The 24,404-nt window shown below is 58.6% G+C and carries 25 protein-coding genes; 12 read left to right on the top strand and 13 right to left on the bottom strand.

The genetic code is table 11. The features are described from left to right. Window positions 1–6: 6 nt before the first annotated feature. The 3 genes from ACR0B7_RS01365 to ACR0B7_RS01355 all read right to left on the bottom strand — a co-directional run bounded on the left by ACR0B7_RS01365 (window position 7) and on the right by ACR0B7_RS01355 (window position 1,831). On the bottom strand, window positions 7–831 hold the full coding sequence (locus ACR0B7_RS01365) for an arginyltransferase (RefSeq protein WP_170569636.1): 825 nt from the start codon (window positions 829–831) through the stop codon (window positions 7–9). 78 nt (window positions 832–909) lie between these two features. Beyond that, window positions 910–1,341, bottom strand: a complete 432-nt coding sequence (locus tag ACR0B7_RS01360; RefSeq protein WP_170382803.1) for an RDD family protein — start codon at window positions 1,339–1,341, stop codon at window positions 910–912. A 67-nt stretch (window positions 1,342–1,408) separates the two neighbouring features. Beyond that, a complete protein-coding gene (locus ACR0B7_RS01355; protein ID WP_170382805.1) occupies window positions 1,409–1,831 on the bottom strand; it encodes a DUF2852 domain-containing protein in 423 nt (140 codons plus the stop codon). 220 nt (window positions 1,832–2,051) lie between these two features. Between ACR0B7_RS01355 and ACR0B7_RS01350 the strand changes: the two genes are divergently transcribed. From ACR0B7_RS01350 to ACR0B7_RS01335, 4 genes are read left to right on the top strand one after another with little or no spacing between them, the layout of a single operon-like run. Next, window positions 2,052–4,841, top strand: a complete 2,790-nt coding sequence (locus ACR0B7_RS01350; protein ID WP_170481396.1) for a [protein-PII] uridylyltransferase family protein — start codon at window positions 2,052–2,054, stop codon at window positions 4,839–4,841. Next, window positions 4,828–5,100 carry a hypothetical protein gene (locus ACR0B7_RS01345; protein WP_170481401.1) on the top strand — a complete coding sequence of 91 codons (273 nt, stop codon included), beginning with the start codon at window positions 4,828–4,830 and terminating at the stop codon, window positions 5,098–5,100. Before ACR0B7_RS01350 ends, ACR0B7_RS01345 begins: the two co-directional genes overlap by 14 nt. 38 nt (window positions 5,101–5,138) lie before the next feature. Beyond that, window positions 5,139–6,341 (top strand): RSP_2647 family RNA methyltransferase, encoded by a 1,203-nt coding sequence (locus ACR0B7_RS01340; protein WP_170481404.1) that lies wholly within the window; start codon window positions 5,139–5,141, stop codon window positions 6,339–6,341. Beyond that, entirely contained in the window at window positions 6,338–6,880 is a 543-nt protein-coding gene (locus ACR0B7_RS01335) for an RSP_2648 family PIN domain-containing protein (RefSeq protein ID WP_170481408.1), read from the top strand. The genes ACR0B7_RS01340 and ACR0B7_RS01335 overlap by 4 nt, the downstream gene beginning before the upstream one ends. A gap of 13 nt (window positions 6,881–6,893) precedes the next feature. Here ACR0B7_RS01335 and ACR0B7_RS01330 read toward each other — a convergent pair whose 3' ends face one another. The 7 genes from ACR0B7_RS01330 to ACR0B7_RS01300 all read right to left on the bottom strand — a co-directional run bounded on the left by ACR0B7_RS01330 (window position 6,894) and on the right by ACR0B7_RS01300 (window position 13,691). Continuing rightward, entirely contained in the window at window positions 6,894–7,583 is a 690-nt protein-coding gene (locus tag ACR0B7_RS01330; RefSeq protein WP_170481411.1) for a M48 family metallopeptidase, read from the bottom strand. Between the two features lie 83 nt (window positions 7,584–7,666). After that, on the bottom strand, window positions 7,667–9,382 hold the full coding sequence (locus ACR0B7_RS01325; RefSeq protein WP_170576623.1) for a hypothetical protein: 1,716 nt from the start codon (window positions 9,380–9,382) through the stop codon (window positions 7,667–7,669). A gap of 170 nt (window positions 9,383–9,552) precedes the next feature. Further along, window positions 9,553–10,737: a vWA domain-containing protein gene (locus tag ACR0B7_RS01320; RefSeq protein WP_170481417.1), complete on the bottom strand. Its 1,185-nt coding sequence runs from the start codon at window positions 10,735–10,737 to the stop codon at window positions 9,553–9,555. Between the two features lie 3 nt (window positions 10,738–10,740). Beyond that, complete coding sequence (locus ACR0B7_RS01315) at window positions 10,741–10,911, bottom strand: hypothetical protein (protein WP_170382820.1); 171 nt, start codon at window positions 10,909–10,911, stop codon at window positions 10,741–10,743. A gap of 3 nt (window positions 10,912–10,914) precedes the next feature. Beyond that, the gene (locus tag ACR0B7_RS01310; RefSeq protein ID WP_170481423.1) at window positions 10,915–12,282 is read right to left on the bottom strand and encodes a DUF2927 domain-containing protein; all 1,368 of its coding nucleotides are present in this window, start codon (window positions 12,280–12,282) and stop codon (window positions 10,915–10,917) included. Beyond that, on the bottom strand, window positions 12,279–12,728 hold the full coding sequence (locus ACR0B7_RS01305) for an N-acetyltransferase family protein (protein WP_480680769.1): 450 nt from the start codon (window positions 12,726–12,728) through the stop codon (window positions 12,279–12,281). Before ACR0B7_RS01305 ends, ACR0B7_RS01310 begins: the two co-directional genes overlap by 4 nt. 117 nt (window positions 12,729–12,845) lie before the next feature. After that, complete coding sequence (locus ACR0B7_RS01300) at window positions 12,846–13,691, bottom strand: AAA family ATPase (RefSeq protein WP_170481426.1); 846 nt, start codon at window positions 13,689–13,691, stop codon at window positions 12,846–12,848. Window positions 13,692–14,064: 373 nt separating this feature from the next. On the opposite strand from ACR0B7_RS01300, the gene dksA reads away from it, so the two are divergent. Together dksA and ACR0B7_RS01290 are read left to right on the top strand one after the other, a co-directional pair. Further along, window positions 14,065–14,487, top strand: a complete 423-nt coding sequence (gene dksA, locus ACR0B7_RS01295) for an RNA polymerase-binding protein DksA (protein WP_170382828.1) — start codon at window positions 14,065–14,067, stop codon at window positions 14,485–14,487. Between the two features lie 70 nt (window positions 14,488–14,557). Then, window positions 14,558–15,709, top strand: coding sequence for an FAD-dependent monooxygenase (locus tag ACR0B7_RS01290; RefSeq protein ID WP_170481429.1), 1,152 nt, complete (start codon window positions 14,558–14,560; stop codon window positions 15,707–15,709). Between the two features lie 4 nt (window positions 15,710–15,713). On the opposite strand, the gene xth is transcribed toward ACR0B7_RS01290, so the two are convergent. Continuing rightward, window positions 15,714–16,493: an exodeoxyribonuclease III gene (xth, locus tag ACR0B7_RS01285; protein ID WP_170481432.1), complete on the bottom strand. Its 780-nt coding sequence runs from the start codon at window positions 16,491–16,493 to the stop codon at window positions 15,714–15,716. Window positions 16,494–16,774: 281 nt separating this feature from the next. Next, entirely contained in the window at window positions 16,775–17,098 is a 324-nt protein-coding gene (locus tag ACR0B7_RS01280) for a HesB/IscA family protein (protein ID WP_170413687.1), read from the bottom strand. A 76-nt stretch (window positions 17,099–17,174) separates the two neighbouring features. Here ACR0B7_RS01280 and ACR0B7_RS01275 point away from each other — a divergent pair, with 76 nt between their 5' ends. Then, complete coding sequence (locus tag ACR0B7_RS01275) at window positions 17,175–18,347, top strand: deoxyguanosinetriphosphate triphosphohydrolase (RefSeq protein WP_170481435.1); 1,173 nt, start codon at window positions 17,175–17,177, stop codon at window positions 18,345–18,347. On the opposite strand, the gene ACR0B7_RS01270 is transcribed toward ACR0B7_RS01275, so the two are convergent. Then, complete coding sequence (locus ACR0B7_RS01270; protein WP_170569620.1) at window positions 18,329–18,880, bottom strand: molybdopterin-binding protein; 552 nt, start codon at window positions 18,878–18,880, stop codon at window positions 18,329–18,331. The two genes, ACR0B7_RS01275 and ACR0B7_RS01270, sit on opposite strands and share 19 nt — an antisense overlap. A 132-nt stretch (window positions 18,881–19,012) precedes the next feature. Here ACR0B7_RS01270 and argS point away from each other — a divergent pair, with 132 nt between their 5' ends. From argS to scpB, 5 genes are all read left to right on the top strand, one after another. After that, window positions 19,013–20,758: an arginine--tRNA ligase gene (gene argS / locus ACR0B7_RS01265; protein WP_170576621.1), complete on the top strand. Its 1,746-nt coding sequence runs from the start codon at window positions 19,013–19,015 to the stop codon at window positions 20,756–20,758. An 88-nt stretch (window positions 20,759–20,846) separates the two neighbouring features. Next, the gene (locus ACR0B7_RS01260) at window positions 20,847–21,911 is read left to right on the top strand and encodes an SPOR domain-containing protein (protein WP_170481441.1); all 1,065 of its coding nucleotides are present in this window, start codon (window positions 20,847–20,849) and stop codon (window positions 21,909–21,911) included. After that, a complete protein-coding gene (nagZ, locus tag ACR0B7_RS01255; RefSeq protein WP_170481444.1) occupies window positions 21,908–22,915 on the top strand; it encodes a beta-N-acetylhexosaminidase in 1,008 nt (335 codons plus the stop codon). The genes ACR0B7_RS01260 and nagZ overlap by 4 nt, the downstream gene beginning before the upstream one ends. Further along, window positions 22,905–23,699, top strand: a complete 795-nt coding sequence (locus tag ACR0B7_RS01250; RefSeq protein ID WP_170413669.1) for a segregation and condensation protein A — start codon at window positions 22,905–22,907, stop codon at window positions 23,697–23,699. The genes nagZ and ACR0B7_RS01250 overlap by 11 nt, the downstream gene beginning before the upstream one ends. Continuing rightward, window positions 23,692–24,348 (top strand): SMC-Scp complex subunit ScpB, encoded by a 657-nt coding sequence (gene scpB / locus ACR0B7_RS01245; protein WP_170564850.1) that lies wholly within the window; start codon window positions 23,692–23,694, stop codon window positions 24,346–24,348. Before ACR0B7_RS01250 ends, scpB begins: the two co-directional genes overlap by 8 nt. Window positions 24,349–24,404: the final 56 nt, after the last annotated feature.

Below are 24,404 nucleotides of genomic sequence, written 5' to 3'. Positions count from 1 at the left end.
GTTGCCTCAGCCCTTGGTCGGGTGGCGATCCGGCAGTTGGATATTGGCCACCTGCTCGGCAATGGGGGCAGTGGAAAGGGGGTGATGACTGGAGTCCGTCAATTCGGACGGATTGCCCACGCCAACCCATTCGCCTTGTACGTAGGCTTCGAGCCCCGAGAAGCGGGCCTTGTATCCCATTTTGGGGCTGCCTGGCACCCAGTACCCCAGGTAGACATAAGGCAGGCCAGCTTCGCGTGCGATGTCGATGTGATCGAGGATCATGTAGGTCCCCAACGAGCTTTGCGGCTGGTACGGGTCATAAAAGGAATAGACCATGCTGAGCCCGTCATCCAAGACGTCCGTCAAGCTTACAGCTATCAGGTCACCGGTGGCCGGGTCTGCGTATTCCACGACCCGGCTGCGGATCGGAGTTTCCTCGATCATCGCGGCAAATTCAAAAACATCCATATCGGCCATGCCGCCATCCGCGTGGCGTGTGTCGAGATACCGGCGGAACAGCTCGTATTGTTCATCCGTTGCCCAAGGCGAGTTCGCCTTGCGCTGCAGGTAGGTGTTACGCTTGATGGCGCGTTTCTGGCTTTTGCTGATGCGAAACTCGGACACGTTTATCCGGGCAGACAGACAGGCCGCGCAGTCGGCACAGGATGGGCGGTAGAGTACGTTCTGGGATCGACGGAACCCTTGCTGCGACAGCGAATTGTTGAGCTGGTCTGCGCCTTCGCCTTGCAGGGCGGTGAACAACTTACGCTCCATCCTGCCCTCAAGATAAGGGCAGGGTTGTGGGGCCGTCACATAGAATTGTGGCGCTATCGGCAGCGTGTGTCGCATGAATGTTCCAGGTTTCCTGAGACGGATGATAACAACCGATCCCGGTACCGCCAAGTGATTCAAGCGGTTGGATAATTATTACGCGCGCTGGTTGATCATGACCGTTCCAAGGAACGCGTCCGTCAGTCCCTGGCATCGTGCGCTGGTCAGCATCATGATGACCGAGATGATCTGTAGGACGGGAAAGGCCATGCTGACGAAATAGCCCGCAGTGTGGGCCACGGCTTTGCCGGTGTCCATGCGGGCACCGAAGGAATCGCGCAGTTCTATGCCCATGAAACGCATGCCCAAAGTGGCCGAGCCGTTTGCGATGGTCACCACGCGATAGACAAAGCTGACGACCGCGTAGATCAGGGCAAGAATAAACAGGCCCATGCCCAGTGTCAGAAAGATCGCAACCGTGCAGAGCAGCGAGACAAAGGCGATGTCAAACAGCCACGCGACAAAGCGTTTGATCGCCACGGACTGATAGAACTCCGGTTGGCGGTCAGGGTCAGGCAGGTGGGTCATGTAGGGAATTCCAAGTTGTTGTGTGGGTTTACCCTGTCCCGATCAGGCGGGGCAGGGCAAGTCCGGTTCAGGCGTTTTCGCCGTTTTCGGTCTGATCGCTGTTTTCGCGGGCGCGTTCGTCCATGAACTGATCAAACTCGGCCTTGTCCTTGGCTTCGCGCAGGCGGCGCAGGAACGCTTCAAAATCCTGTTGTTCGCGTTCCAGGCGGGCCAGGGTGTCGGCCTTGTACGCGTCAAAGGCGCTGTTGCCCGAGGGCTTCATGGCGCTCATGTGGCTGTGCCAGGTTTTGCGGCGGCTGCAGGATTTGCTGAACATGCGTTTGCTCCAGATCATATAGGCCAGAAGTGCCAGGCCCACGGGCCAGAAGAAGATGAAACCAAGGACAATTGCAGCGATCCAAGCCCCTTTTCCCTTGTCATCAAGCCAGGCTTCGGCGCGGTAGAGCCATCCCGGATTTTCAGGGACGGCGTGGTCGGACAGTGCGGTCATTTGGGATCTCCGGGTTAATGTAAATTGCGTTCACATCATCTAGATGGGGGGGATGTTGCGGGTTGCAAGGGGTGAATGTGAAAAAGATTTACATTTAGAGTGGTCGCCGTGTGACCAAGGTTCAGGCGGTGAACAGTTTCCACTTGCGCAAGACATTGAAATCACGCCATCTCTTAATTGGGGCTTGAACCCCCAATGTTGTCGTTCCGCCGGAGGGGTAATGTCAGGACCACTCGCCATCCAACGAATGCCGCGGCCTTTCGATCCGTCGCTAGGGGCGGAAGCGCGCGCGCTTGTCACCGATGTTGCGCCTGAAGCTGGTGAGCTTATCGCCGGGGCCGCAGGGTCGAGCCCCTATTTGAAAGGTCTTATCGAGCAAGAAAGGGATTGGCTTGCGCAGGCTCTGGCCCAGCCCGATCAGGCTTTGGCGGATGTGATGCAGGACGCACGCGGTCTACCTGCCGATAAGTTGAAGCCCGGGCTGCGTCAGGCCAAGCGGCGAATGGCGCTTCTGACTGCGCTGGCTGATCTGGCCGGTGCGTGGCCGCTGGAGAAAGTTACCGCGTCCCTGACGGATTTTGGTGCGCTGGCGGCAGATATTGCGGCCAAGGCGGAAATTGCCGCGCTGATCCGGCGCGGCAAATTGCCGGGTATGACCGAGGATGACGTCGAAACCGCTGCCGGGATGATCATTCTGGCCATGGGGAAGATGGGCGCGCACGAGCTGAACTATAGCTCGGATATCGACCTGATCGTGCTGTTCGATGAAACCAGATTCGATCCGGACGATTTCTATGACGCGCGCCACGGAATGGTCCGGGCCACGCGGAATTTCTGCGCGACGCTAAGCGACAAGACGGCTGATGGCTATGTCTTTCGCACCGATCTGCGCCTGCGTCCCGATCCGGGGGTGACCCCAGTATGCATGGCGGCTGAGGCGGCTGAACGGTACTATGAAAGCCTTGGCCGCACATGGGAACGCGCAGCCTATATCAAGGCGCGGCCCTGCGCCGGGGACATTGAGGCTGGGCAGCGTTTTCTGGACACGCTGCGCCCGTTCGTCTGGCGGCGGCATCTGGATTTTGCCGCCATTCAGGACGCCCATGACATGCGCCTGCGTATCCGCGAGAACAAAGGCACAGGTGGCGCCCTGACCATACCCGGCCATGACATGAAGCTGGGGCAGGGTGGGATTCGTGAGATCGAGTTCTTTACACAGACCCGCCAGTTGATCGCCGGAGGGCGCGACCCCGACCTGCGGGTTCGTGGCACGGTGCCCGGGCTGGCAGCCTTGGCCGATAAGGGCTGGGTTCCGCAGGATGTGGCGGAAAAGTTGACCGGCCATTATCGCGCACATCGTGAGGTCGAGCATCGGATTCAGATGATCCACGACGCCCAGACCCACAAGGTGCCTCAATCGCCCGACGGGATCGAACGCGTCGCCTGCCTCATGGGGATCGACAGCGCCGAGCTGACATCGGACCTGACCCGCCGTCTGACCGAAGTGCACGAGCTGACCGAAGGGTTCTTTGCGCCCGGCTCGTCAACGCCGAAACCTGCCGGAGAGGTCGGGTTTGACCAAAGCGTTCTGGCCCGTTGGCCCACCTATCCGGCGTTGCGATCGCAGCGGGGCGCGCGCATTTTTGAACGGCTCAAGCCCGAGCTTCTTTCGCGTCTGTCGAAAACCGCCAAACCGGATGAGGCGCTGTTGGCGCTGGATGGGTTCCTGTCGGGCTTGCCTGCGGGTGTGCAGCTTTTTTCGTTGTTTGAAGCCAACCCTCACCTGATTGACCTGTTGATCGACATTGTCGGAACCTCACATGCGCTGGCGGCGCACCTGTCGCGCAATTCCTCGGTGTTTGATGCGGTGATTGGGGGCAGCTTCTTTGATGAGTGGCCGGGGCGGTCCGCTCTGCAGGCCGATCTCGAGCAAGCGCTGGCGCAGGAAAGCGACTATGAAAGCCAGTTGGACCTTGCGCGGCGCTGGTGCAAAGAGTGGCACTTTCGGATTGGTGTGCATCACCTGCGTGGATTGATCGACGGGGCACAGGCCGGACGCCAATATGCAGAGCTGGCCGGGGCTGTGATCGCCGCGATCCTGCCGTGCGTGGAAGACCAGTTCGCCCGGAAACACGGACCTGCACCCGGACGCGGGGCTACCGTGCTGGGCATGGGGTCGCTTGGTGCTGGCAGGATCAACTCGCAATCCGATCTGGATATCATTCTGATCTACGACCCGCTGGATCAGGACATGTCTGACGGCCCGCGACCTCTGGCGACCCGGACGTACTACGCCCGGTTCACGCAGGCACTGATCACAGCGCTGTCTGCGCCCATGTCTCAGGGCAGGTTGTATGAGGTCGACATGCGTCTGCGTCCCTCTGGTAATCAGGGTCCCGTAGCGACAAGTTGGGCCAGTTTCACCAATTATCAGCAAAACGAAGCCTGGGTTTGGGAGCATCTTGCCTTGACCCGTGCCGGGGTCGTGGCCGGTGATCCGGGACTGGCCGCAGATATCGAGGCGTTTCGCGCAGAATTCCTGTCTCGCCCCCGAGATCATGCGCAGGTTTTGAAAGAGGTGGCTGAAATGCGCACCCGCTTGGCCGCTGCGAAATCCCCTTTGGGCATTTGGGACGCCAAGAACGGGGCAGGGCGCATGATGGATATTGAGTTGATGGCCGAAACTGGCGCGTTGTTGTCCGGCGAGATCAAACACGATGTTCACGCGGGGCTGGACGGCGCGGTCGCTGCCGGGCTCTTGGACGTCGCGCAGGCGCAAACGCTCAAAGAGTGCTACGATCTATGCTGGTCCGTGCAATGTGCAGCGCGGCTGCTGTCTGGTAAAGTGATCGACGCGGACAAAATCGGGCAGGGCGGGTCTGATTTCCTGTGCCGGGCTACCGGGTTTGATCGGGTCGAACAGCTACAGGCCGCGTTGCAGCAGAGTTATTCAAGCGCGGCCGAAATCATCGGCAGCGTGGTCAAGGAGGATGGCAATGGCGCGCAGTGACGACCCGAATGACCACAAAGGCCTTATCCGCGAAGCCTATCGCATCGAGGGCATCTCTTTGCCGGAATGTCGCACCATATTTCTGGACTGGGCGCTTAGCCTGCCTGCGGACCGGGACCAGATACAGGCGCTGACCGACTTGCATGCCATCTATTCCGCGCAGGCGGCGGATCATCCGATGACGCAGGTTCTGGCCGAAGGCTTGCAGGCCGCCCAAACCCCCAAAAGACGCGGCGGATGGCGCTCGCGCTCGCGCTAGGGCTTTTCCCTGCGGACAATCGGCACTAAGAGGGCGCCATGACCCAATCCGCCGATCGTCCCCGAATTCGCCTCAAACCCAAAGCCAACGCACGCGGGCTGCGCCATGGTTTCCCTTGGGTCTATGCAAATGACATTGTGACCGACCGCCGGACGCGCAAGATCGAGGCCGGTGCTCTTGCGGTTCTCGAGGATGACAAGCGTTCGCCCATTGCGCTGGTCGCGGTGAACCCGAACTCCAAGATCATGTGCCGTGTTCTGGATCGCGATCTAGAGGCCACGCTGGACTTTGATTGGTTCGAGACCCGTCTGCGCCGCGCGCTTGAGATGCGCGAAAGGCTGTTCGACGCGCCGTATTATCGCCTGATCCATGCCGAAGCTGACGGTTTCCCCGGTGTGATCATCGACCGTTTCGGCGACGCCTGCGTTGTTCAGCCAAATGCGGCCTGGGCGGAAAAACACCTTGAGACCCTGACCGATGCTCTGGTCTCTGTGACGGGCGTTTCGGTCGTTCTGAAAAATGCTTCGGGCCGGACGCGCGGTCTGGAGGGGCTGGATGATGCCAACCTGACATTGCGCGGCGCGGCCCCCGATGCCCCGCTGCCGGTTCCAATGAACGGCGCGACCTACATGGCCGACCTGACCGGCGGGCAGAAGACCGGTCTTTTCTACGATCAGCGCCCAAACCACGCGTTTGCCGCGCGTTTGGTGCAACCCGAAGCGCAGGTGTTGGATGTCTTCAGCCACGTTGGTGGGTTTGGCCTTGCGATGCTGGCCGGGGGTGCGGGGCGCGCGCTGTCCGTCGATGGCTCTGCCGCCGCTCTGGAGCTGGCCGCCAAGGGTGCTCAGTCATCGGGATTTGACGGCAGGTTCGAGACCCGGCAAGGCGACGCCTTCGATGTTCTGACACAACTGGGGCAGGAGGGTGCCCAATTCGACGTCGTCATCTGTGATCCACCGGCCTTTGCCCCGTCAAAACAGGCGCTGGATGCGGGACTGCGCGCGTATGAGCGTGTGGCACGTCTGGCTGCACCGCTGGTAAAAGCGGGCGGCTATCTTGGCCTCTGTTCCTGCTCGCACGCGGCCGACCTTGGCCGGTTCCGTGATGCTTCCTCTCGTGGAATTGGTCGGGCTGGACGACAGGCGCAGCTTATCCATACCGGGTTCGCCGGACCCGATCATCCGCAACTGCCACAACTGGCCGAAAGCGGATACCTCAAAGCCGTGTTCTATCGTCTGTGAAGGCCGTTCTTGATACCTGCGTCATCTACCCGACGGTGATGCGAGAGATGCTGCTGGGGGCAGCCAAACTTGGTTATTTCACGCCGGTCTGGTCTGGACGCATCCTCGAAGAATGGGCGCGCGCGGCTCGTAAACTCGGCCCGGAAGGTGAGGCGCAAGCCCGCGCTGAAATCGCTTTGACACAGGCAAACTGGCCAAAAGCCGAACACACAGCGAACCCAGGGTTGGCGCAGCGGCTATGGCTTCCCGACCCGGCGGACATTCACGTTCTGGCAACGGCTGTTTCCTCGTCCGCGGATGTCATTGTTACCGTGAACGCCAAGGACTTCCCAAAGAATATCCTTTCCGAAGAAGGGCTTGAGCGCCGCGACCCCGACGCGCTACTTCACGGGTTCTGGCTGGAAAATCCGGTTGATATGGCCGAGCTCGCTGACAGAGTGTTAGGCGAAGCCAACCGTCTGTCGGGCGACCAATGGAACCTCCGGGCGCTGATGAAAAAAGCCCGGCTACCGCGTCTGGGCAAAGCGCTCGCAAGCTAGGTCGAGATTCAGCTTATCCACCCGCGCCCCAACGCTGTTCAAGCACCTCCAGCGCCGCAATACGCTCATCGGTCTTGGGATGACTCATCAGCCAGGCCGGGGTCACACCTGCGCGCTGTTGCGTCAGGTCTTCAAGCTTGTGGAACAAGGACTTTTGCGGCCCGATCCCGATCCCGGCCTTGGTCAACAGTGCAGCGGCATATTCATCGGCCTCATACTCATCCCCACGCGACAGACGCGAGGCCAGAAGATGGGTGAGCATGTTTGCGATCCAGGCACCAATGAATGGGATGAAACGGTTCAGCAACATCATCAGCGCCGCCCGAAGCGCATTCTGCCCCGAGAAATCTATCATGCGCCGCCGGGCATGGCCTAGCGCAACATGGCCGAGCTCATGCGCAATCACACTGGCCATTTCTTCGGCAGAAACCTCACCATTGCTGAATTTTCGGTAGAACCCGCGCGTTATGAAAATCCGCCCGTCCGGGGCGGCAAGCCCGTTCACTGGGTCGATCTCGTAGATATAGACCGGCACGCGGGCGATCCCGAGCGCAGCCGCAAGCCGATCCGTCATGCGTTTTAGCGCGGGGTCGGCCAGTTCGGTTGACTTGGCGTCCAGTTCCCGATGGGTGCGCCAGACGGAAATTCGATACATGACAACGGCATAGGCGATTGCCAGCAATATTGGAACCAGACGAAGCATGCCAAAGATATGGGCCGCGCGCGCGGACTAGACAAGTCACAACTTTCCGCTTTGCCGGTCTGGGACCAACGCCGTGTGTCCGATCACTCGACGGGCGAGGGCAGCTCTAGATTGTCATGCAGGTCGGAAAGTGTGTCTTTGGTTAGCACCTCGCCCTTGGACGCTTGGAAAAACGCGTACTCGGCCTCTTTCTGGGCGACCAATGTATCCACCCGCAGGTCTTTGACATCAGCACGCAGATTGTCGCGAATTTCCTCATATGCCTCCGCTTCAAGCAACTCTCGCTCCAGGGTGTCCAGCTTGTTGTCATACTCCGGATCGTCGAGGTCCAGATCGGCAATGTCATCCGTTATCTCGTCGCTGCTGCGACCGTCGTAATTTTCGTTCAAAGTCCGCAAGTTGCGCCGGGTCTCGTATAGCTCGGCACGCAGCTCGTAATACTCGGACGCCTCAAGCTGGTAGGACGCAATCTTGCCGACGTTGCTGTTGGGCGCTGCGTTCTGCAACGCAGGAGCCGCCGCGTTCGAGGCGTTCAGGTTGCGCAACTTGTCCGAGCCGTAAGGGTCCGTGATTGCCGCGACAAGCGGATCACGCTTGTATCGGTTCCAGCCCTTGCCATTCGGGTATTCGACGTCGTCGTAGCGCAAAGTGTAGGCGGCATCTTTTACGAAATATTCGTGGTCGTCGGAATAGCGATGATAATCAGGGTCATAGGGCACTGGCTGAATCGTCAAGTCGTCCTGATGGCGATCCTTTGGTTGCGGCAGATCAAGATTGTCGTGAAACTCGCCCAACGCGCTGCGGGTCAATGTGCGCCCTTTTGATGCCTCGAAGAAGGCGGATTCTGCTTCGGCCAAGGCATCCTTGGTTTCGTAAGACAGGTCTTTGACATCCTGCTGCAGATCCTCGCGAGTCTCCTCGTGCAATTCGGCTTCGCGTAGTTCGGTTTCCAGCTCATCCAGCTTCTTGTCATAGTCCGAGTCATTTGGATCAAGCGCGGCTATGTCATCGGCGATCTCGCTGCTTGAACGTCCGTCATATCCTTGATTGTGGTCACGCAGGTCGCGTCGCGCTTCGTATAGGTCGGCGCGCAGATCGTAATATTCGGCTGCTTCGGCCTGATAGGTCGCGATCTTTCCGACATTGCTGTTTGGCGAAGCGTTTCGGAAGGCAGGCGCGGCAGCGTTCGAGGCGTTGAGGTTTCTCAGCTTGTCCGAGCCATCAGGGTCCGTGATTGCCGCAACAAGTGGATCACGCTTGTGCCGACGCTTAGATTTCCAGTCATCATCATCTTGATGCCAGGTATAGGTGCCGTTTGACCGTGCCACAGGACGCGGAGACTGTTCAATCGGGTCTATCGAGGCTTGCCGATAGGCTTTTTTGACCGACGGCGAAGTACGATTCGATCTTGAACTCGAACGCTTTCCGAACAGCTCCTCAACGTCCCTTTTGAACTCACGCCCAAAGTCGGAGAGAGAAGCCTTGCGGGCCTTGCCACTTTTACCTTTGATTTTGCTAGAGCCGTCGTGCTTTACGAACAAAACCTGCTTTGAGTTGTTCTTTTTGCCCTTTTTTCCGCCCTTGCCGTATTCGCCTGCCTTACTGTTTTTATTGCCTTTTCCGGCCTTCCCGTTCCCGCCGCCTTTCCCGCGCCCTCTGCCTTCGCCTTTTCCTTTGTCGCCCTTGGCAAAAGCTGCGTCTGGGGCAAGTACAAATGTGGCAGCCGCCCCTGACGTCAGGATGAGCGAAGCAGAAGCGACAATGGTCGTAAGAAATGAACGGAAACGAAACTTGGTCATTATAGCCCCCCAGCTTAAACCACCTCTCAATATACCACGGATTCAAGAATCCCGGCGGATTTTAAGGGGGGTGTTTCGGGTGGCGCTAAAGTGCGTGCGCAATGAGTCGTCGGGGCAGTTTTTGTTTCTAAATTGGCAACAAATAGTTTTGGCGAATGTCCATCTTGGACCTATCGCGTCAATTCGCGCATTCCCTGTTCCAGCCCAGCCAATGTCATTGGCACCATTCGATCCTCGAATATCTCACGGATCATGCTGATCGAGTGGGTGTACTCCCAGTATTTTTCAGGAACCGGATTGATCCACAGGTTCGAGGCCCATTGATCCCTTGCGCGTTGAAGCCAGACCTGACCGGCCTCCTGGTTCCAGTGCTCGTTGGCCCCGCCGGGATAGGCGATTTCATAGGGGCTCATCGAGGCGTCCCCAACGAAAATACATTTGTAGTCTGGTCCGTAGGTTCGCAGAACCTCATGGGTAGGGGTCTGCTGATCCCAGCGGCGGTGGTTGTCGCGCCAGACGCCTTCGTACAGGCAATTGTGAAAGTAGTAATATTCCAGATGCTTGAACTCGGTCCGCGCGGCCGAGAACAGTTCTTCGACCACCTTGATATGCGGGTCCATTGATCCACCCACGTCCAGAAACAGCAGTACCTTGACTGCGTTGTGACGCTCGGGTCGGGTTTTGACGTCCAGATAGCCATGTTCGGCCGTGGCGCGGATGGTGCCGTCCAGATCCAATTCATCCGCTGCGCCTTCGCGTGCCCAGCGACGCAGGCGCTTTAGGGCAACTTTGATGTTGCGCGTACCCAGTTCAACTGTGTCGTCCAAGTTCTTGAATTCACGCTTGTCCCAGACCTTGACCGCGCGCTGGTGACGGCTTTCCTTCTGGCCGATACGCACCCCCTCGGGGTTGTACCCATATGCCCCGAAAGGCGATGTCCCGGCGGTTCCGATCCACTTGTTCCCACCTTGGTGGCGGCCTTCCTGATCCTTGAGACGCTCGCGCAGGGTCTCCATCAGTTTGTCGAATCCACCAAGGGCTTCAATCTCGGCTTTTTCTTCATCCGACAGGTGCTTTTCGGCCATTTTGGCCAACCATTCCGCAGGGATGTCTACTGCGTCCAACACCTGCTCAAAGCTGATCTCCTCAAGCCCTTTGAAGCTGGCGGCAAAGGCTTGGTCGAATTTGTCGATGTTGCGCTCGTCCTTCACCATCGACACGCGGGCGAGATAGTAGAACGCTTCGACGTCATAGGTGGCCAGACCCTTTTTCATGCCTTCCAGAAAGGTCAGATACTCACGCAGCGATACGGGAATGCCGGCTTTGCGGAGGTTCTCAAAAAAGGGCAGGAACATGATTCAGACCACCAGACGCACAAGAATGAGGGAAAGCACAAGGCCGACCAGAGCAAAGGCAATACCGTAACCGGCCGCATACTGCGCGATATCCGCGCCGGTGCCGTTGCGTTTACGCGCTGTCAGCGCCCCAAGGATAGCTCCTAGTATTGCCATTCCCAGAACCACTACCATGCGTTACCCGCCCTTGTTGTTACTTGCGGGCGCTTCGGCAACGTCTTGCGCCAGCGCCCGGACCACGGTTTCCGAGCCAAAGCCGTATCGCGCCCACCCCAAACTGTCCAGCCTGACGGAACGTGCCTGATCTGATCGCCCCGCCTGACTGAGCGCTTCGGACTTCAGCAACAGCAGTGTTGCAAGTTGCGATGCATTCTCGGCCCGCGTCATCACGTTTATTGCCTTCTCCAGTTCGGGCAACGTTTCGGGGCCTTTACCCTGAGCAAGCGCGTAGGATGCGGTCTGAGTTGTCACATAGGCGCGATGGACCTCGGTGCCGGGGCTTGTACGCAGGTATTGCATCGCTGTGTTGTAGTATCTCAGCGCTTCTTGTGGGTTGTCGAATTGCACCATGCGCCCCATCAGGTAATAGGGAAAGGCGCGGCGATGGTCCGTCCACCCCAGTTCCTGACCGATCAGGGCTGCCTTTTGCGCAGAGCGGAGCCTTTTGCGTGTTCCTGGCCCCGGTCCCACGGACTTCTGAATGGCGTTGATCCACTCACGGGGGGTATCAGAGACGGGCACCTTGGCAAGCGATGCTCCACCCGGGTTCAGTCTGGACAGAACGCCCGGAATGACAGCCTCGACCTGTTCGCGTGTCATGCCGCTGCGCATCTCGGGTGCGTAGGTCGCACGCAGGATCAGCATGTCGAAACCGGTCAGAACAGTATGGATATTGTCGTCGTTGAACACCGAGTCCGGCAGGTGGTAGAGGTCATTCAGTGGCCCAAGCGCCTGCGCAATTTCTTCGTGCAGGCAATCGCGTTTTTCCTGTGGGCTGACATCGTAGGGTATGAAAATACCCAACCGTTGGCGACTGCGCAGCGCGGTCCAGCTGCTTTTCTTCTTGCGGCGGTCTCGGCTGTATTCCTCAAAACTTGATGAGTTGGGAACCACGAAACAGGCCGCATTTGGCAGGATTTTCTGGATTTGCTCCTGACTGATGGCTTCGATCGTGATGTTGGCCTGTCCGCTGGGTATCTCTCGGATATCAATACGGGCCTCGCGCCGCAGACGCGCCAGCAGGCGGGACAAATCGCGCTGCATCGAAGGGGTCGGCGTTCCTGTCAGGCGCACTGTCACAGGTTCTTCAAACCGTGTGAACACCGGCAAAGGCGTCCCGCTTTCAAGTGAAAAATGCAGCGAGACGAAGTCGGACGCGATATTCCAATTCGACCGGGCCGGCGGTGCCGGGAACGAGGCTGAAAACGCCTTGGCTGGCGGCAATATGTCTTCGACTGCCTTTACGCGCGTTGGTGGTTCCGGTGCGGTGACCGCCGTGCAACCGGTTAAAACCAGCCCCAAAAGGATCACCGCCCATCGCCTCATGAACGCTGATACCGGATAAATGGGGTCTGTTTTCCGATACGGTCATATAGTTTTCGCGCCGTATGGTTGAATTCCTGCGTCAACCAATAGACCGACGGCGCACCCTTTCGATCTGCCTCGTCATAGACGGCCTGTATCAGCGCCCGCCCGACACCGGTTCCCCGCGCCGCGGGGCGTGCAAAGAGGTCTTGCAGGTAGCACACGCTTTCAACCTTCCACGCATGCCGGTGAAACAAGTAGTGGGTCAGGCCGACCAGATGCCCGTCTTTTTCCGCGACAAAACAGGAAAAGTCATGCGGGTCGTCTGCCAGCAAACGCGCAAAGGTGCTGTCATATGTCTCGTCAGCGACAGTTGTTTCGTAAAACGCCAGATAGTCGTGCCACATATCGCCCCATTCGGCGCGATCTTCGGGCCGCAAAGCGCGGATCGTAAGAGTTTCAGGCAAATAACGCGTCCCATTCGTCAGGTGGAGGGGTGCCCGTTTAGGACCGGGCAGTTATCAGCCAATGCTTGCATTCGACTCCGAGTAAGGCAAGCTCCGATCACCCGAAGTTTAAAACTCTTAGCGCTTACTGCGGGCCATGAACGCCAGCCGCTCGAACAAATGCACATCCTGCTCATTTTTCAGCAGCGCGCCGTGCAGCTTGGGCAGGGCGTTGGCACCGTCACGTTTGAGGTCCTCGGCGGTCAAATCCTCGGCCAACAGCAGCTTGAGCCAGTCCAGCACCTCGGAGGTCGAGGGCTTTTTCTTCAGCCCCTGTGTTTCCCGGATTTCGTAGAACTGGGTCAGGGCCGTGGTCAGCAGACCGTCTTTGATGCCGGGATGGTGCACTTCGACGATACGGCGCATCGTGGTTTCATCGGGGAACCGGATGTAGTGGAAGAAACACCGACGCAGGAACGCATCTGGCAGTTCCTTTTCGTTGTTCGAGGTGATGATCACGATGGGGCGGTTCTTGGCCTTGATCGTTGCACCGGTCTCGTAGACGTGGAACTCCATCTTATCGAGTTCCTGCAGCAGGTCGTTGGGAAACTCGATATCGGCCTTGTCGATTTCATCAATCAACAGCACGACCTTTTCGTATGCTTCAAACGCCTGCCACAGCTTGCCCTTGCGGATATAGTTCGACACGTCGTGCACGCGCTCGTCACCCAACTGGCTGTCGCGCAGACGGCTTACCGCATCGTATTCGTACAGACCCTGCTGCGCGCGGGTGGTGGATTTCACATTCCACTCGATCATCTTCAGGCCCAAGGCACCGGCGACCTGCTTGGCCAGTTCCGTCTTGCCAGTTCCCGGCTCGCCTTTGACCAACAGAGGGCGTTCCAACGTCACGGCGGCGTTCACCGCGATGGTCAGGTCGTCAGTGGCAACATATTCTGCTGTTCCTTGGAATCGTGCGGTCATCGGCCCCTCATCAAGTGTCGCGCGGTATTTGCAACATGGGGTTATCGCGGCACAGGAAATTTGACAAGGCAGGCCGCTGCGTCGCCTTGCGTTAAATTCTCAGGAAACTTAGATGCTTGGAGTCGATTCGCAGAGCATTGGATATTGCGCTTATTTTAGGCATGCCACGAAAACGCCTGCCAAATTCCACAGAAAAACAAGGTTTTGTTGTTTTATGTCTCATATTTAGACGACACGCGATAACACGACACAGGCGCGACGTTTGCATAGTGACAATCCCCGCGCTGTCAGATAAACGCTCCGCAGAAGGGAATGCCTCATGTCTGGTGAAGAGAGAGCACTCGGCGTTGAAGGCCACACCGAGGGAGCAAAAATGAAGCAGGAAGTATTTCTGCCCGAAGATTATCGTCCAGCCGAAGACGAACCATTTATGAACGACAAGCAGTTGGAGTATTTTCGCCGTAAGCTGCTGGACTGGAAGAACGAACTTTTGGCAGGCAGCCGCGACACGATCGAAGGGCTGCAAGACAATACCCGTAACATCCCGGACGTAGCTGACCGCGCGAGCGAGGAAACCGACCGCGCGTTGGAACTGCGCACCCGCGACCGCCAGCGCAAGCTGGTCGCCAAGATCGACTCGGCCCTGCGCCGGATTGACGAGGGCGAGTATGGCTATTGCGAGATGACCGGCGATCCCATCTCGCTGAAGCGTCTGGATGCACGTCCGATCGCAACAATGACGCTGGAGGCGCAGGAGCGTCATGAGCGCCGCGAGAAAGTCCACCGCGACGATTGATCGCTTGGGAATGCGGAATTCTCTGACGCCGGGGCCTGTCGCTCCGGCGTTTTTACGTTATGCGTAAGGCATGAAAATTGATGGCCTGAATTTTGTTGTAATCGGCGGAGGTATCGGCGGGTTAGCGAGCGCCTTGGCTCTGCGGCAACGCGGCGCGCATGTCACTGTTCTGGAACAGGCACCCGCTTTGACTGAGGTTGGTGCTGGGCTTCAGATCAGTGCAAACGGAATGGCCGTTTTGCGCGCCCTTGATGTAGTGCGAGAGTCCCCCGAAGCTGGGCAGGTATCGTACGGCACAACCCTTCGGGACTACCGCAAGGGGCGCGTAATCAGCCAACTTCCCGGACCGACGTCTGGCCCGACATACTATTTTCACCGGGCTGATCTGCTGAACCTTTTGCTTAAAGCCGCCGTTCAAGCCGGTGTTCAAGTCCGGCTGGGTGCTCGGGTTTCAACAGTCACGAAGCGACCGGGCGAAGCTGAAGTCGTTCTGGATAGTGGTGAACGTCTGCGCTCTGAATGCGCGATTGCTGCGGACGGGGGGCGTAGCGTTCTGCGTCAGGTTCTTAACGGAGACGAAGCGCCAAAGTTCACCCACCAGATCGCATGGCGTGCGACCATCCCTTGGTCTGCCAGCGAGGAAAATCCACGCGCGTCCTTAACGATGGGGCCGGGGCGTCACGTGGTGACTTACCCGTTGCGGGGCCAATCCCTGTTGAATTTGGTCGCAATCGAAGAACGGTCGGACTGGCAGCAGGAAGGTTGGCGCTTGCAGGGGGATCCTGACGAGCTGCGCGCCCGCTTTTCCGACTTTGGAGGGGCTGTGCAAGAGGCGCTGGCGAAGGTGACCGAGACTCACCTTTGGGCCCTATTTCTTCGACCCGTGGCAAAAAACTGGCAGAATGGTCGGTTGGCGCTGCTGGGCGATGCGGCCCACCCAACCTTACCTTTCATGGCGCAGGGCGCTTGCCTGGCACTTGAGGATGCTTGGATATTGGCGCGGTCCTTCAGTGAGCAATCGGGTGTATCGCAAGCATTGCTTAGCTATGAAACAAACCGCCGACCCCGCGCCCGACAGGTCGTTGCCGCGGCGGGGGCCAATGCGCGAAATTTTCATTTGCGGGGTCCAATGCGGATCGGAGCGCAAATGGCGTTGCGGATAATTGGCCCGAGGTTGGCGCGTAAATATGAATGGATATACAGCTACGACGCGACGGCGTAACCGGTCACAGGTCGAGCTCAATCCAGACCGGAACGTGATCCGAAGGCTTCTCTTGGCCGCGAACGTCAGAGTCGATCTGGCAGTCGCTCATCAGATCAGCGGCTTGCGGCGTCAACAGGAAATGGTCAATGCGAATCCCGTCGTTTCGGTTCCACGCACCGGCTTGATAGTCCCAAAATGAATAATGTCCCGGACCTTGGGTTTTTGACCGGAATGCTTCGGTAAACCCGAGGTTCAGGATTTTCCGAAAGGCTTCTCGACTCTCAGGGCGAAACAGAGCGTCTTCACGCCAAGCATCGGGTCTCGCCGCGTCCTCTGCCTGAGGAATAATGTTGTAGTCGCCCGCCATCAGTGCGGGTTCCTCGCTGTTCATAAGATCGCGGGCGCGGTCGTACAGGCGTTCCATCCAAGCCAGTTTGTAGTCGTACTTTGGCCCGGGCGCCGGGTTTCCGTTCGGCAGGTAAAGCCCGCAGATACGCAATGCCTTCTTTCCAACGACCGTGGCTTCTATCCAGCGCGCCTGTTCGTCCGAGTCGTCGCCCGGCAATCCGCGAGAGATATCCTCAAGTGGATATTTGGATAGAATGGCGACACCGTTGAAGCTCTTTTGTCCGTGCGTTTCAACATTGTAGCCACGATCCTCAAACAGTTCGCGTGGAAAGTTTTCGTCGATGGATTTTATCTCCTGCAACAGCACAATGTCCGGCTGTGCAGTGTCGAGCCAACGTGGAAGAGCCTCGGCGCGAGCTTTTATTCCATTGATGTTGAACGTGGCGATTTTCATACGCGATCCTCCGAAGTCTCAGGCAACCTATCGCGCAGAATAGACCCAGCGGCAAGGAGGTGAGCAGGGTTGCGAGGCTCTGCCTCGCGCTCCGGGATATTTTTGGCCAGATGAAGAAACGGATTCTTTACCATATCGAGTGACAAGGATAGAGCGGTACAGGCGGGGACGCCGATGACCGCGCCAGGTGAAGCTCTCCGGCGAAACGGTCGGAGAGCGGATCCCTGCTTCATCTGGCTAAAAATATCCTGGGGGTGTGGGGGCAAAGCCCCCACCTGTTTTCACATGGAAAACGACGTGCCGCATCCGCACGAAGAAGTGGCGTTGGGGTTTTCGATCACGAAACGCGCGCCGATCAGCTCCTGAGTAAAGTCGATCACGGCGTTTTCCAGAAACGGCAGCGACACAGAATCCACGATAACCTTTTGGCCCTTACCCTCAAGGATCAGGTCGTCATCCTTCGGTTCATCTAGCGCGATTTCGTATTGGAATCCGGAGCAACCTCCGCCTTCTACAGCGACGCGCAGGGCTTGGCCCTGATCGGCGGCGCCGATTTCGGCCAGGCGATCGAAGGCGCGCTCTGTGACTGTTGGGGGCAGATTCATGCCGCACTCCAAAGGTTTATTTCTGTCTCACTCTACCATATAGAAAACGCAATGACAGGCGACAAGGACAAGACCTTTGGAAAGAGCAGGTTTTGCATCTGACCCAGGGCGCACCAGAGGGCGTCTGGTGCCAGAGGACGAGAGCAGTTTCCGGTCATGCTTTCAGCGGGATCGGGACAGGATCATTCATGCCAGCGCGTTTCGGCGGCTAAAGCACAAGACGCAGGTTTTTGTTGAGCATGAAGGGGATAGCTATCGTACCCGTTTGACTCATTCGATCGAGGTGGCTCAGGTGGCGCGGACTATAGCGGGCGCTCTTGGGCTAAATCCCGAACTGACCGAGGCGGTGGCGCTGGCCCATGACTTGGGGCACACGCCGTTTGGTCACACGGGCGAGGATGCTCTGCACGCGATCATGGGCCCTTATGGGGGTTTCGATCACAACGCCCAGGCCATTCGCATTGTGACGAGGTTGGAGCGTCACTACGCGGAGTTCGACGGCTGCAACCTCACTTGGGAAGCCCTCGAAGGGATTGCCAAGCACAATGGCCCTGTTGTGGGCCCATTGCCGTGGGCGCTGGCCGAGTGTGACGCGGCGTTTGACCTTGAGTTGAGCACCCATGCCAGCGCTGAGGCTCAAGTAGCGGCTCTGTCCGATGATATTGCCTACAATAACCACGACTTGCTCGATGGATTGAGGGCCGGGCTGTTCACGGATGAAGAAATCCTGCAACTGCCTATCTTGGGAGAATGCTACGCGGACGTGGACATCAAGTATCCCGCCCTCGATCACTATCGCCGCAGACACGAGGCATTGCGGCGTGTTTTCGGTGTCATGGTCTCGGATGTCATCGACACGTCTGCAAGGCTGATTGCCGAGTCCGGGGCGCAGTCGGTGGAAGAAATCCGCGATCTGGGCCGCCCGGTTGTCCAATTCTCGGATGGGCTTTGGGCGCAGTTGAAGGAAATCCGAGCGTTTCTGTTCACCCGGATGTATCGCGCACCGTCGGTGATGAAGGTTCGGGCAGAGGTCAGCAGGGTGGTCGAGGAGTTGTTCCCGATCTACCTCAACGATCCCCGGCAAATGCCCGAACGCTGGCACGCGGACATCGAGGCTGCGGCTGACGAGACCGCTCTGGCCCGGATCGTTTCAGACTATATTGCCGGAATGACAGACCGGTTCGCGATTCAGGATCACGCAAGGTTGACGGGCAAGCCGCTGCCCGGTGTTCACTCGACACTGATGTAGGCCAAGGCCCAGACCTGTTGGCCGGCTTGTTCGTCGGCAATGTCTTCGTTCTCTGTTGGGGGGAATACGATCATGGTGGGGCCATACCCTCCGATGCCCATCGGCGCGCCGTCGGCGTGGGTGGCCAGAATGGGTTGATACGTCGAAATGCTGTCCCACGGGATTTCCGCCTGATAGCCGTCCATCGCCATCGGGCGTGCGGTTTTGCCTTCGGCCCCAGCCATTTCCATGACGTCTGACAACAAGGGGCCACGGAATGTATAGTCGCGCTGGTGTTCGGGCGAACCGTAGGGGATGGTAATCTCGACCTGAGGCAGGCTGTCCAGTAGGGCGGCGTCAAATCCTGCCGCCCCGTCATGGGTCACCTCAAGAAACCCCAGCAGCCCGCCATCGTTTTCGCCCCGCGCGGGCAGATTGGTTTCGCTCACCGCGCCGCCCAGCGTCACCAGCACATGACCTTGCGGTGCGGGCATTTCGGCCAGAACGGGCAGGGCGGTGGCCAGAAGCAGGCTCAGGGGTAGGGCAAGGCGCATGAAGGGTCTCCGGTTGGGCTTTCCGGGCCGACTTTAGCGGGGATTACGCCCAAACCAAGGTGAAACTTTAGGCATCCATTGACCTTGCCGCGCTGCATGGTAAACCGCCGAGCAAGCAAAAGGACATCCGAAATGAACCTGTTTTCCGAGATCCGCGGCCTTGTGTTGGACGCGCTGGCGCAGATGCAGTCCGAAGGTGCTCTGCCCGAGGGGTTGAGCTTTGACAACGTGGCCGTTGAGCCGCCGCGCGATGCGGCGCATGGCGATATGGCGACGAATGCGGCGATGGTGCTGGCAAAGCCCGCCAAGATGAAACCGCGCGACATTGCGGACGTGTTGGCCGGAAAGCTGGCTGAGGACACGCGGATCACTAGCGCCGAGGTTGCCGGGCCGGGGTTCCTGAACCTGCGGTTGGCTCCGACCGTGTGGCAAGGTGTTCTGGCGGCTGTGCTGGAAAATGGTACGGACTATGGGCGCTCGACCATGGGCCACGGGCAGAAGGTGAACGTGGAATATGTCTCGGCCAACCCGACAGGTCCGCTGCATGTAGGTCATACGCGGGGGGCCGTGTTCGGCGATGCGTTGGCAAGCCTGCTGGCCTATTCCGGCCACGATGTGACGCGCGAGTATTACATCAATGATGGCGGCGCGCAGGTAGATGTGCTGGCGCGGTCCGCTTATGAGCGGTATCGCGAAGCCAATGGTCTCAGCCCTGAGATTGCCGAAGGGTTGTATCCGGGCGATTATCTGATCCCGATCGGTGAGGCGCTGAAAGAGAAATACGGCGATAGCCTGATCGACAAGCCCGAAAGCGAGTGGCTTGAGGACCTGCGCAACTTTGCCACCGAAGCGATGATGGACCTGATCCGTGCCGACCTTAAGGCGCTGGGCGTTGAGATGGACGTGTTCTTCTCGGAAAAATCGCTCTATGGCACGGGCCGGATTGAATCTGCGCTGCAATCGCTGACTGACAAGGGTTTGATCTATGAGGGCGTGCTGGAGCCGCCCAAAGGCAAGAAGCCCGAGGATTGGGAGCCGCGCGAGCAGACCTTGTTCAAATCGACCGAACACGGCGATGACGTCGACCGCCCGGTCAAGAAATCGGATGGCTCGTGGACCTATTTCGCGCCCGATATCGCCTATCACTATGACAAGGTCACCCGCGGCTTTGACGCGCTGATCGACGTGTTTGGCGCGGATCACGGTGGCTATGTCAAACGGATGAAGGCGGCGGTGTCGGCGCTGTCCGATGGCAAGGTGCCACTGGATATCAAGCTGACCCAGCTGGTGAAACTGTGGAAGAATGGCGAGCCGTTCAAGATGTCGAAACGCGCGGGGAATTTTGTCACCCTGCGCGATGTGGTCGATCAGGTTGGACCCGATGTGACCCGTTTCGTGATGCTGACCCGCAAGAACGACGCGCCTTTGGATTTCGACTTCGACAAAGTGCTTGAGCAGAGCCGCGAAAACCCCGTGTTCTATGTGCAATACGCCCATGCCCGCGTCATGAGCGTGCTGCGCCGTGCGGCTGAGGCAGGGATTGCAACTGACGATGCCACCCTCATTGGGGCGGACCTGAGCAAGGTTGACCATGCATCGGAACTGACTGTTGCCAAGAAGCTGGCCGAATGGCCACGTCTGGTCGAAATCGCCGCGCGGACTAATGAACCGCACCGCGTTGCCTTCTATCTGTATGAATTGGCAGGGGATTTTCACGCTTTGTGGAACAAGGGCAACGATGAAACCCAGCTTCGGTTCATTCAGGATGGCGATGTTGACACAAGTCAGTCAAAAATCGCACTGGCCCGGTCCGTTTCTGTTGTGATTTCAGCGGGCTTGGGTATTCTTGGCGTCACTCCGGCGCAGGAGATGCGGTAACAAATATCGCCCGAACCGCCGGTACGAGGTAGGCAAGAAATGACCCGCGCGCCTTATTTTCTGGCGCGAAACGGGCAGTGAGGCGGACATGGCGAATTACGATTACTCGGGGCAAATGCGCCCCGAGCAGATGCATTATACGAATCAACCTCATACTCAGGATGGGTCTGAGTACTCAGACGAAATGCACGGATATGATGCGGCGCCACGCGCTTTGGGTCTGGGGCGTATCGTCAACACGCTTGGAGCGGTAGCGTCCCTGGCTTTGGTCGCTGGTATCGGCGTCTGGGGCTACAAGCTAGTTATGCGGGACGTGAGTGGCGTACCCGTTGTGAGGGCGCTGGAAGGTCCGATGCGGATTCAGCCCGAAAACCCCGGCGGAACGCCTGCTGATCATCAGGGGTTGGCTGTCAATGCGGTTGCAGCCGTTGGCAGTGCTGCGCCACCTGCTGATCGCCTGATCCTTGCGCCTCGCCCGGTATCGCTGACGGACGAAGATACGCCGGTCGTGTCGCTGACGCCCACAAAGGCCGTGCATCTGGTCGAGGAAGAGATTTCCGATCAGGAAGCCGCCCAAATGCGCCAAGGCGCCGTGGATGCGCTGGTTGCGGAGCTGGCGGATGGAAATACCGCCGCCGATGAACCGGTAGAGCAGGGCGTGCAACTGGCCTCACTTGTTGCGCCGGAAGAAGAACCTGCGATTGATCCTGCTGATCTGGCGGCACAGCAGCCTGACCCGGAACTGGCGGCTTTGCCCGGCGTTCGGCGTTCCCTGCGTCCGATTACGCGCCCGGCGCGGACGACTCCGGCAGGGATTACGCCGAACAGCTCGACCGAGAATGCAATCAACGCAGCCGTCAAAGCAGCCGTTGGTCTGGATGTGGACCCTGACGCATTGTCAAAGGGCACACGCCTTGCCCAGCTTGGTGCGTATGAAAGTTCGGATGTGGCCCGCGCCGAATGGGATCGCCTGAATGGTCGATTTGGCGAGTATATGGATGGAAAACAGCGCGTTATCCAGAAAACCTCAAGCGGTGGACGCACCTTTTACCGCCTGCGCGTGCTGGGTTTTGATGATCTGAGCGACTCGCGTCAGTTCTGCGCGGCACTGCAGGCGCAAGGCGCGGACTGCATCCCGGTTGCTGCCCGTTGACGTTTGGCGCTGCGATCTCTGACGCCGAGGGCTTGCGCCTGTCGGATGAAGAAAAGAGCCTGTTCCGCGAAATGAACCCATTTGGGTTCATTTTGTTTGGCCGCAATATCGACACGGCAGATCAAGTGCGTGCCCTCTGCGATGACTTTCGCGAGGCGGTTGGCCGCAATTGCCCCATTACCATTGATCAGGAAGGTGGCCGCGTGCAGCGCCTGCGGACCCCGATCGCGCGTGAATGGATGCCACCACTGGATCATACCACACGTTCTGGCGAACAGGCCGAGCGTGCGATGTATCTGCGGTATCGGCTAATCGCACAGGAACTGTTTGAGCTGAGGATCGACAGCAACTGTGCCCCGATGGTCGATCTGGCGCGCGAGGATACTCATCCTTTCCTGCAAAACCGCTGCTATGGCTCTGATCCGAATGAGGTTTCCAAAATTGGGCGAGCGGTTGCCAAAGGGCATCTTGATGGCGGTGTGCTTCCCGTGATCAAGCATATGCCCGGCCATGGGCTTTCAACTATGGACAGCCATCATGATCTGCCCCACGTGGATTTGCCTTTGGACGCGTTGGATCGTTACGACTTTGCCCCGTTTCGGGCCTTGAATGACCTGCCGATGGGTATGACCGCTCATTTGGTCTATGATCAGATTGATCCCCAGCCTGCGACGATTTCTTCCGTGATGATACAGTTGATCCGCGACCGAATTGGTTTTGACGGGCTGATCATGACCGACGACATCTCGATGAAGGCTCTGAGCGGCGCGCCAGAAGACATCGCGCGTCAGGCGCTGAAGGCTGGATGTGACGTCGTCTTGCATTGCAACGGATCGTTCGACGCCCGAGCCCGCGTGCTGGAGGCCGCCGGGGAAATGACCGACCGGGCACAATCCCGCGCGGAAAAGGCGCTGTCGATGCGGCAGAAGCCAGCGGAACTTGACATCCCTGCGGCTGAGGCTGAACTATCTGCCCTAATGGGCGGGCAGGTGTATGAACGATAACCTTTTCAGCGAAGACCCGGCGTCGGTCGCGGATCGCCTTGCGGCCGAAGCCCTGATCGTTGATGTCGACGGGTTTGAAGGCCCGTTGGATGTCTTGCTGACTCTGTCGCGGACGCAGAAGGTTGATCTTCGGAAAATCTCGGTACTGGCCCTGGCGCAGCAATATTTGGCTTTTGTCGAAAAGGCGCGTGCGCTGCGGATCGAGTTGGCGGCTGACTATCTGGTTATGGCTGCGTGGCTGGCGTTTTTGAAATCCCGTCTGTTGCTGCCACCCGACCCTGATGACGAAGGACCATCGGGCGAGGAGCTTGCCGCGCACCTGGCTTTCCAACTGGAGCGGCTGCAAGCGATGCGCGACGCCGCCGCTCGTCTGATGGCGCGGGACCAACTGGGGCGCGATTTTTTCAAACGCGGGCAGGGCGAGGATATCACGCGTATCCGCACTGTGACTTACTCTGCCACGCTGTTGGATCTGATGCAGGGCTATGCCCGCATCCGCACGCGGGATGAGTTCCGCCCCTTTGTCATGGATCGCGACGCCGTCTTTACGATGGAACAGGCGCTGGAACGGATGCGCCCCCTGATCGGCTTTGCCGGAACATGGACGGATATGGAAACCTACCTGCCTGACGGCTGGGACGCGGACCCGGTGCGCCGACGCTCGGCCACGGCCGCGACCTTTGCGGCCTCGCTTGAGTTGGTGAAAGAAGGACATATGGAGATCAAGCAAAGCGAGACTTTTGCCCCGATCCACCTGCGTAAGAGGACGGAAACACGTGACTGACGCCCCCGAAGACGAAGGCACCGGCACTCTGTTCGAGGCTCCTCCGCTGGCCGAACAGGAGCGGATGGTCGAGGCCGTGCTGTTCGCCAGCGCCGAACCTGTGACGATTGCTGATCTTGAGGCGCGGATGCCCCATGGCAGCGACGCGGCGCAAGCGGTTGAATTGCTTCAGAAACGCTATGAGGGGCGCGGCGTTCGCGTTGTCCGTGTGGGCGATGCTTGGGCGATCCGCACTGCCGCCGATCTGGGCTTTCTGATGCAGAAAGAGACGGTTGAGACGCGAAAGCTCAGCCGTGCAGCGATCGAGACATTGGCGATTGTCGCGTATCACCAACCTTGCACGAGGGCCGAGATCGAAGAAATCCGTGGTGTTTCGGTTTCGCGCGGCACCATTGATCAACTGCTTGAGATGGAGTGGATCAGGCTGGGCCGTCGCCGCATGACGCCTGGGCGACCTGTGACTTTCGTGGTGACGCCGCAGTTTCTGGACCACTTCGGTCTGGAAAACGCGCGTGATCTGCCGGGTCTCAAGGAATTGCGCGCTGCTGGTTTGCTGGAAAACCGCCCACCGCCGGGTGCCATGCCGCTGGGCGAGGGGCAGGGCGACGAAGAAGATGAAGACCAGACAGAGCTGTTCGAGGAAGAGTGATCGTTCACCTCTTTTACCACGGTGCCAATCGTCTATGTTAGGGCCAAGAAAACGGA

The sequence above is a fragment of the Ruegeria sp. BB6 genome (assembly GCF_056539385.1).
This window is presented reverse-complemented; position numbering and strand designations above follow the sequence as displayed.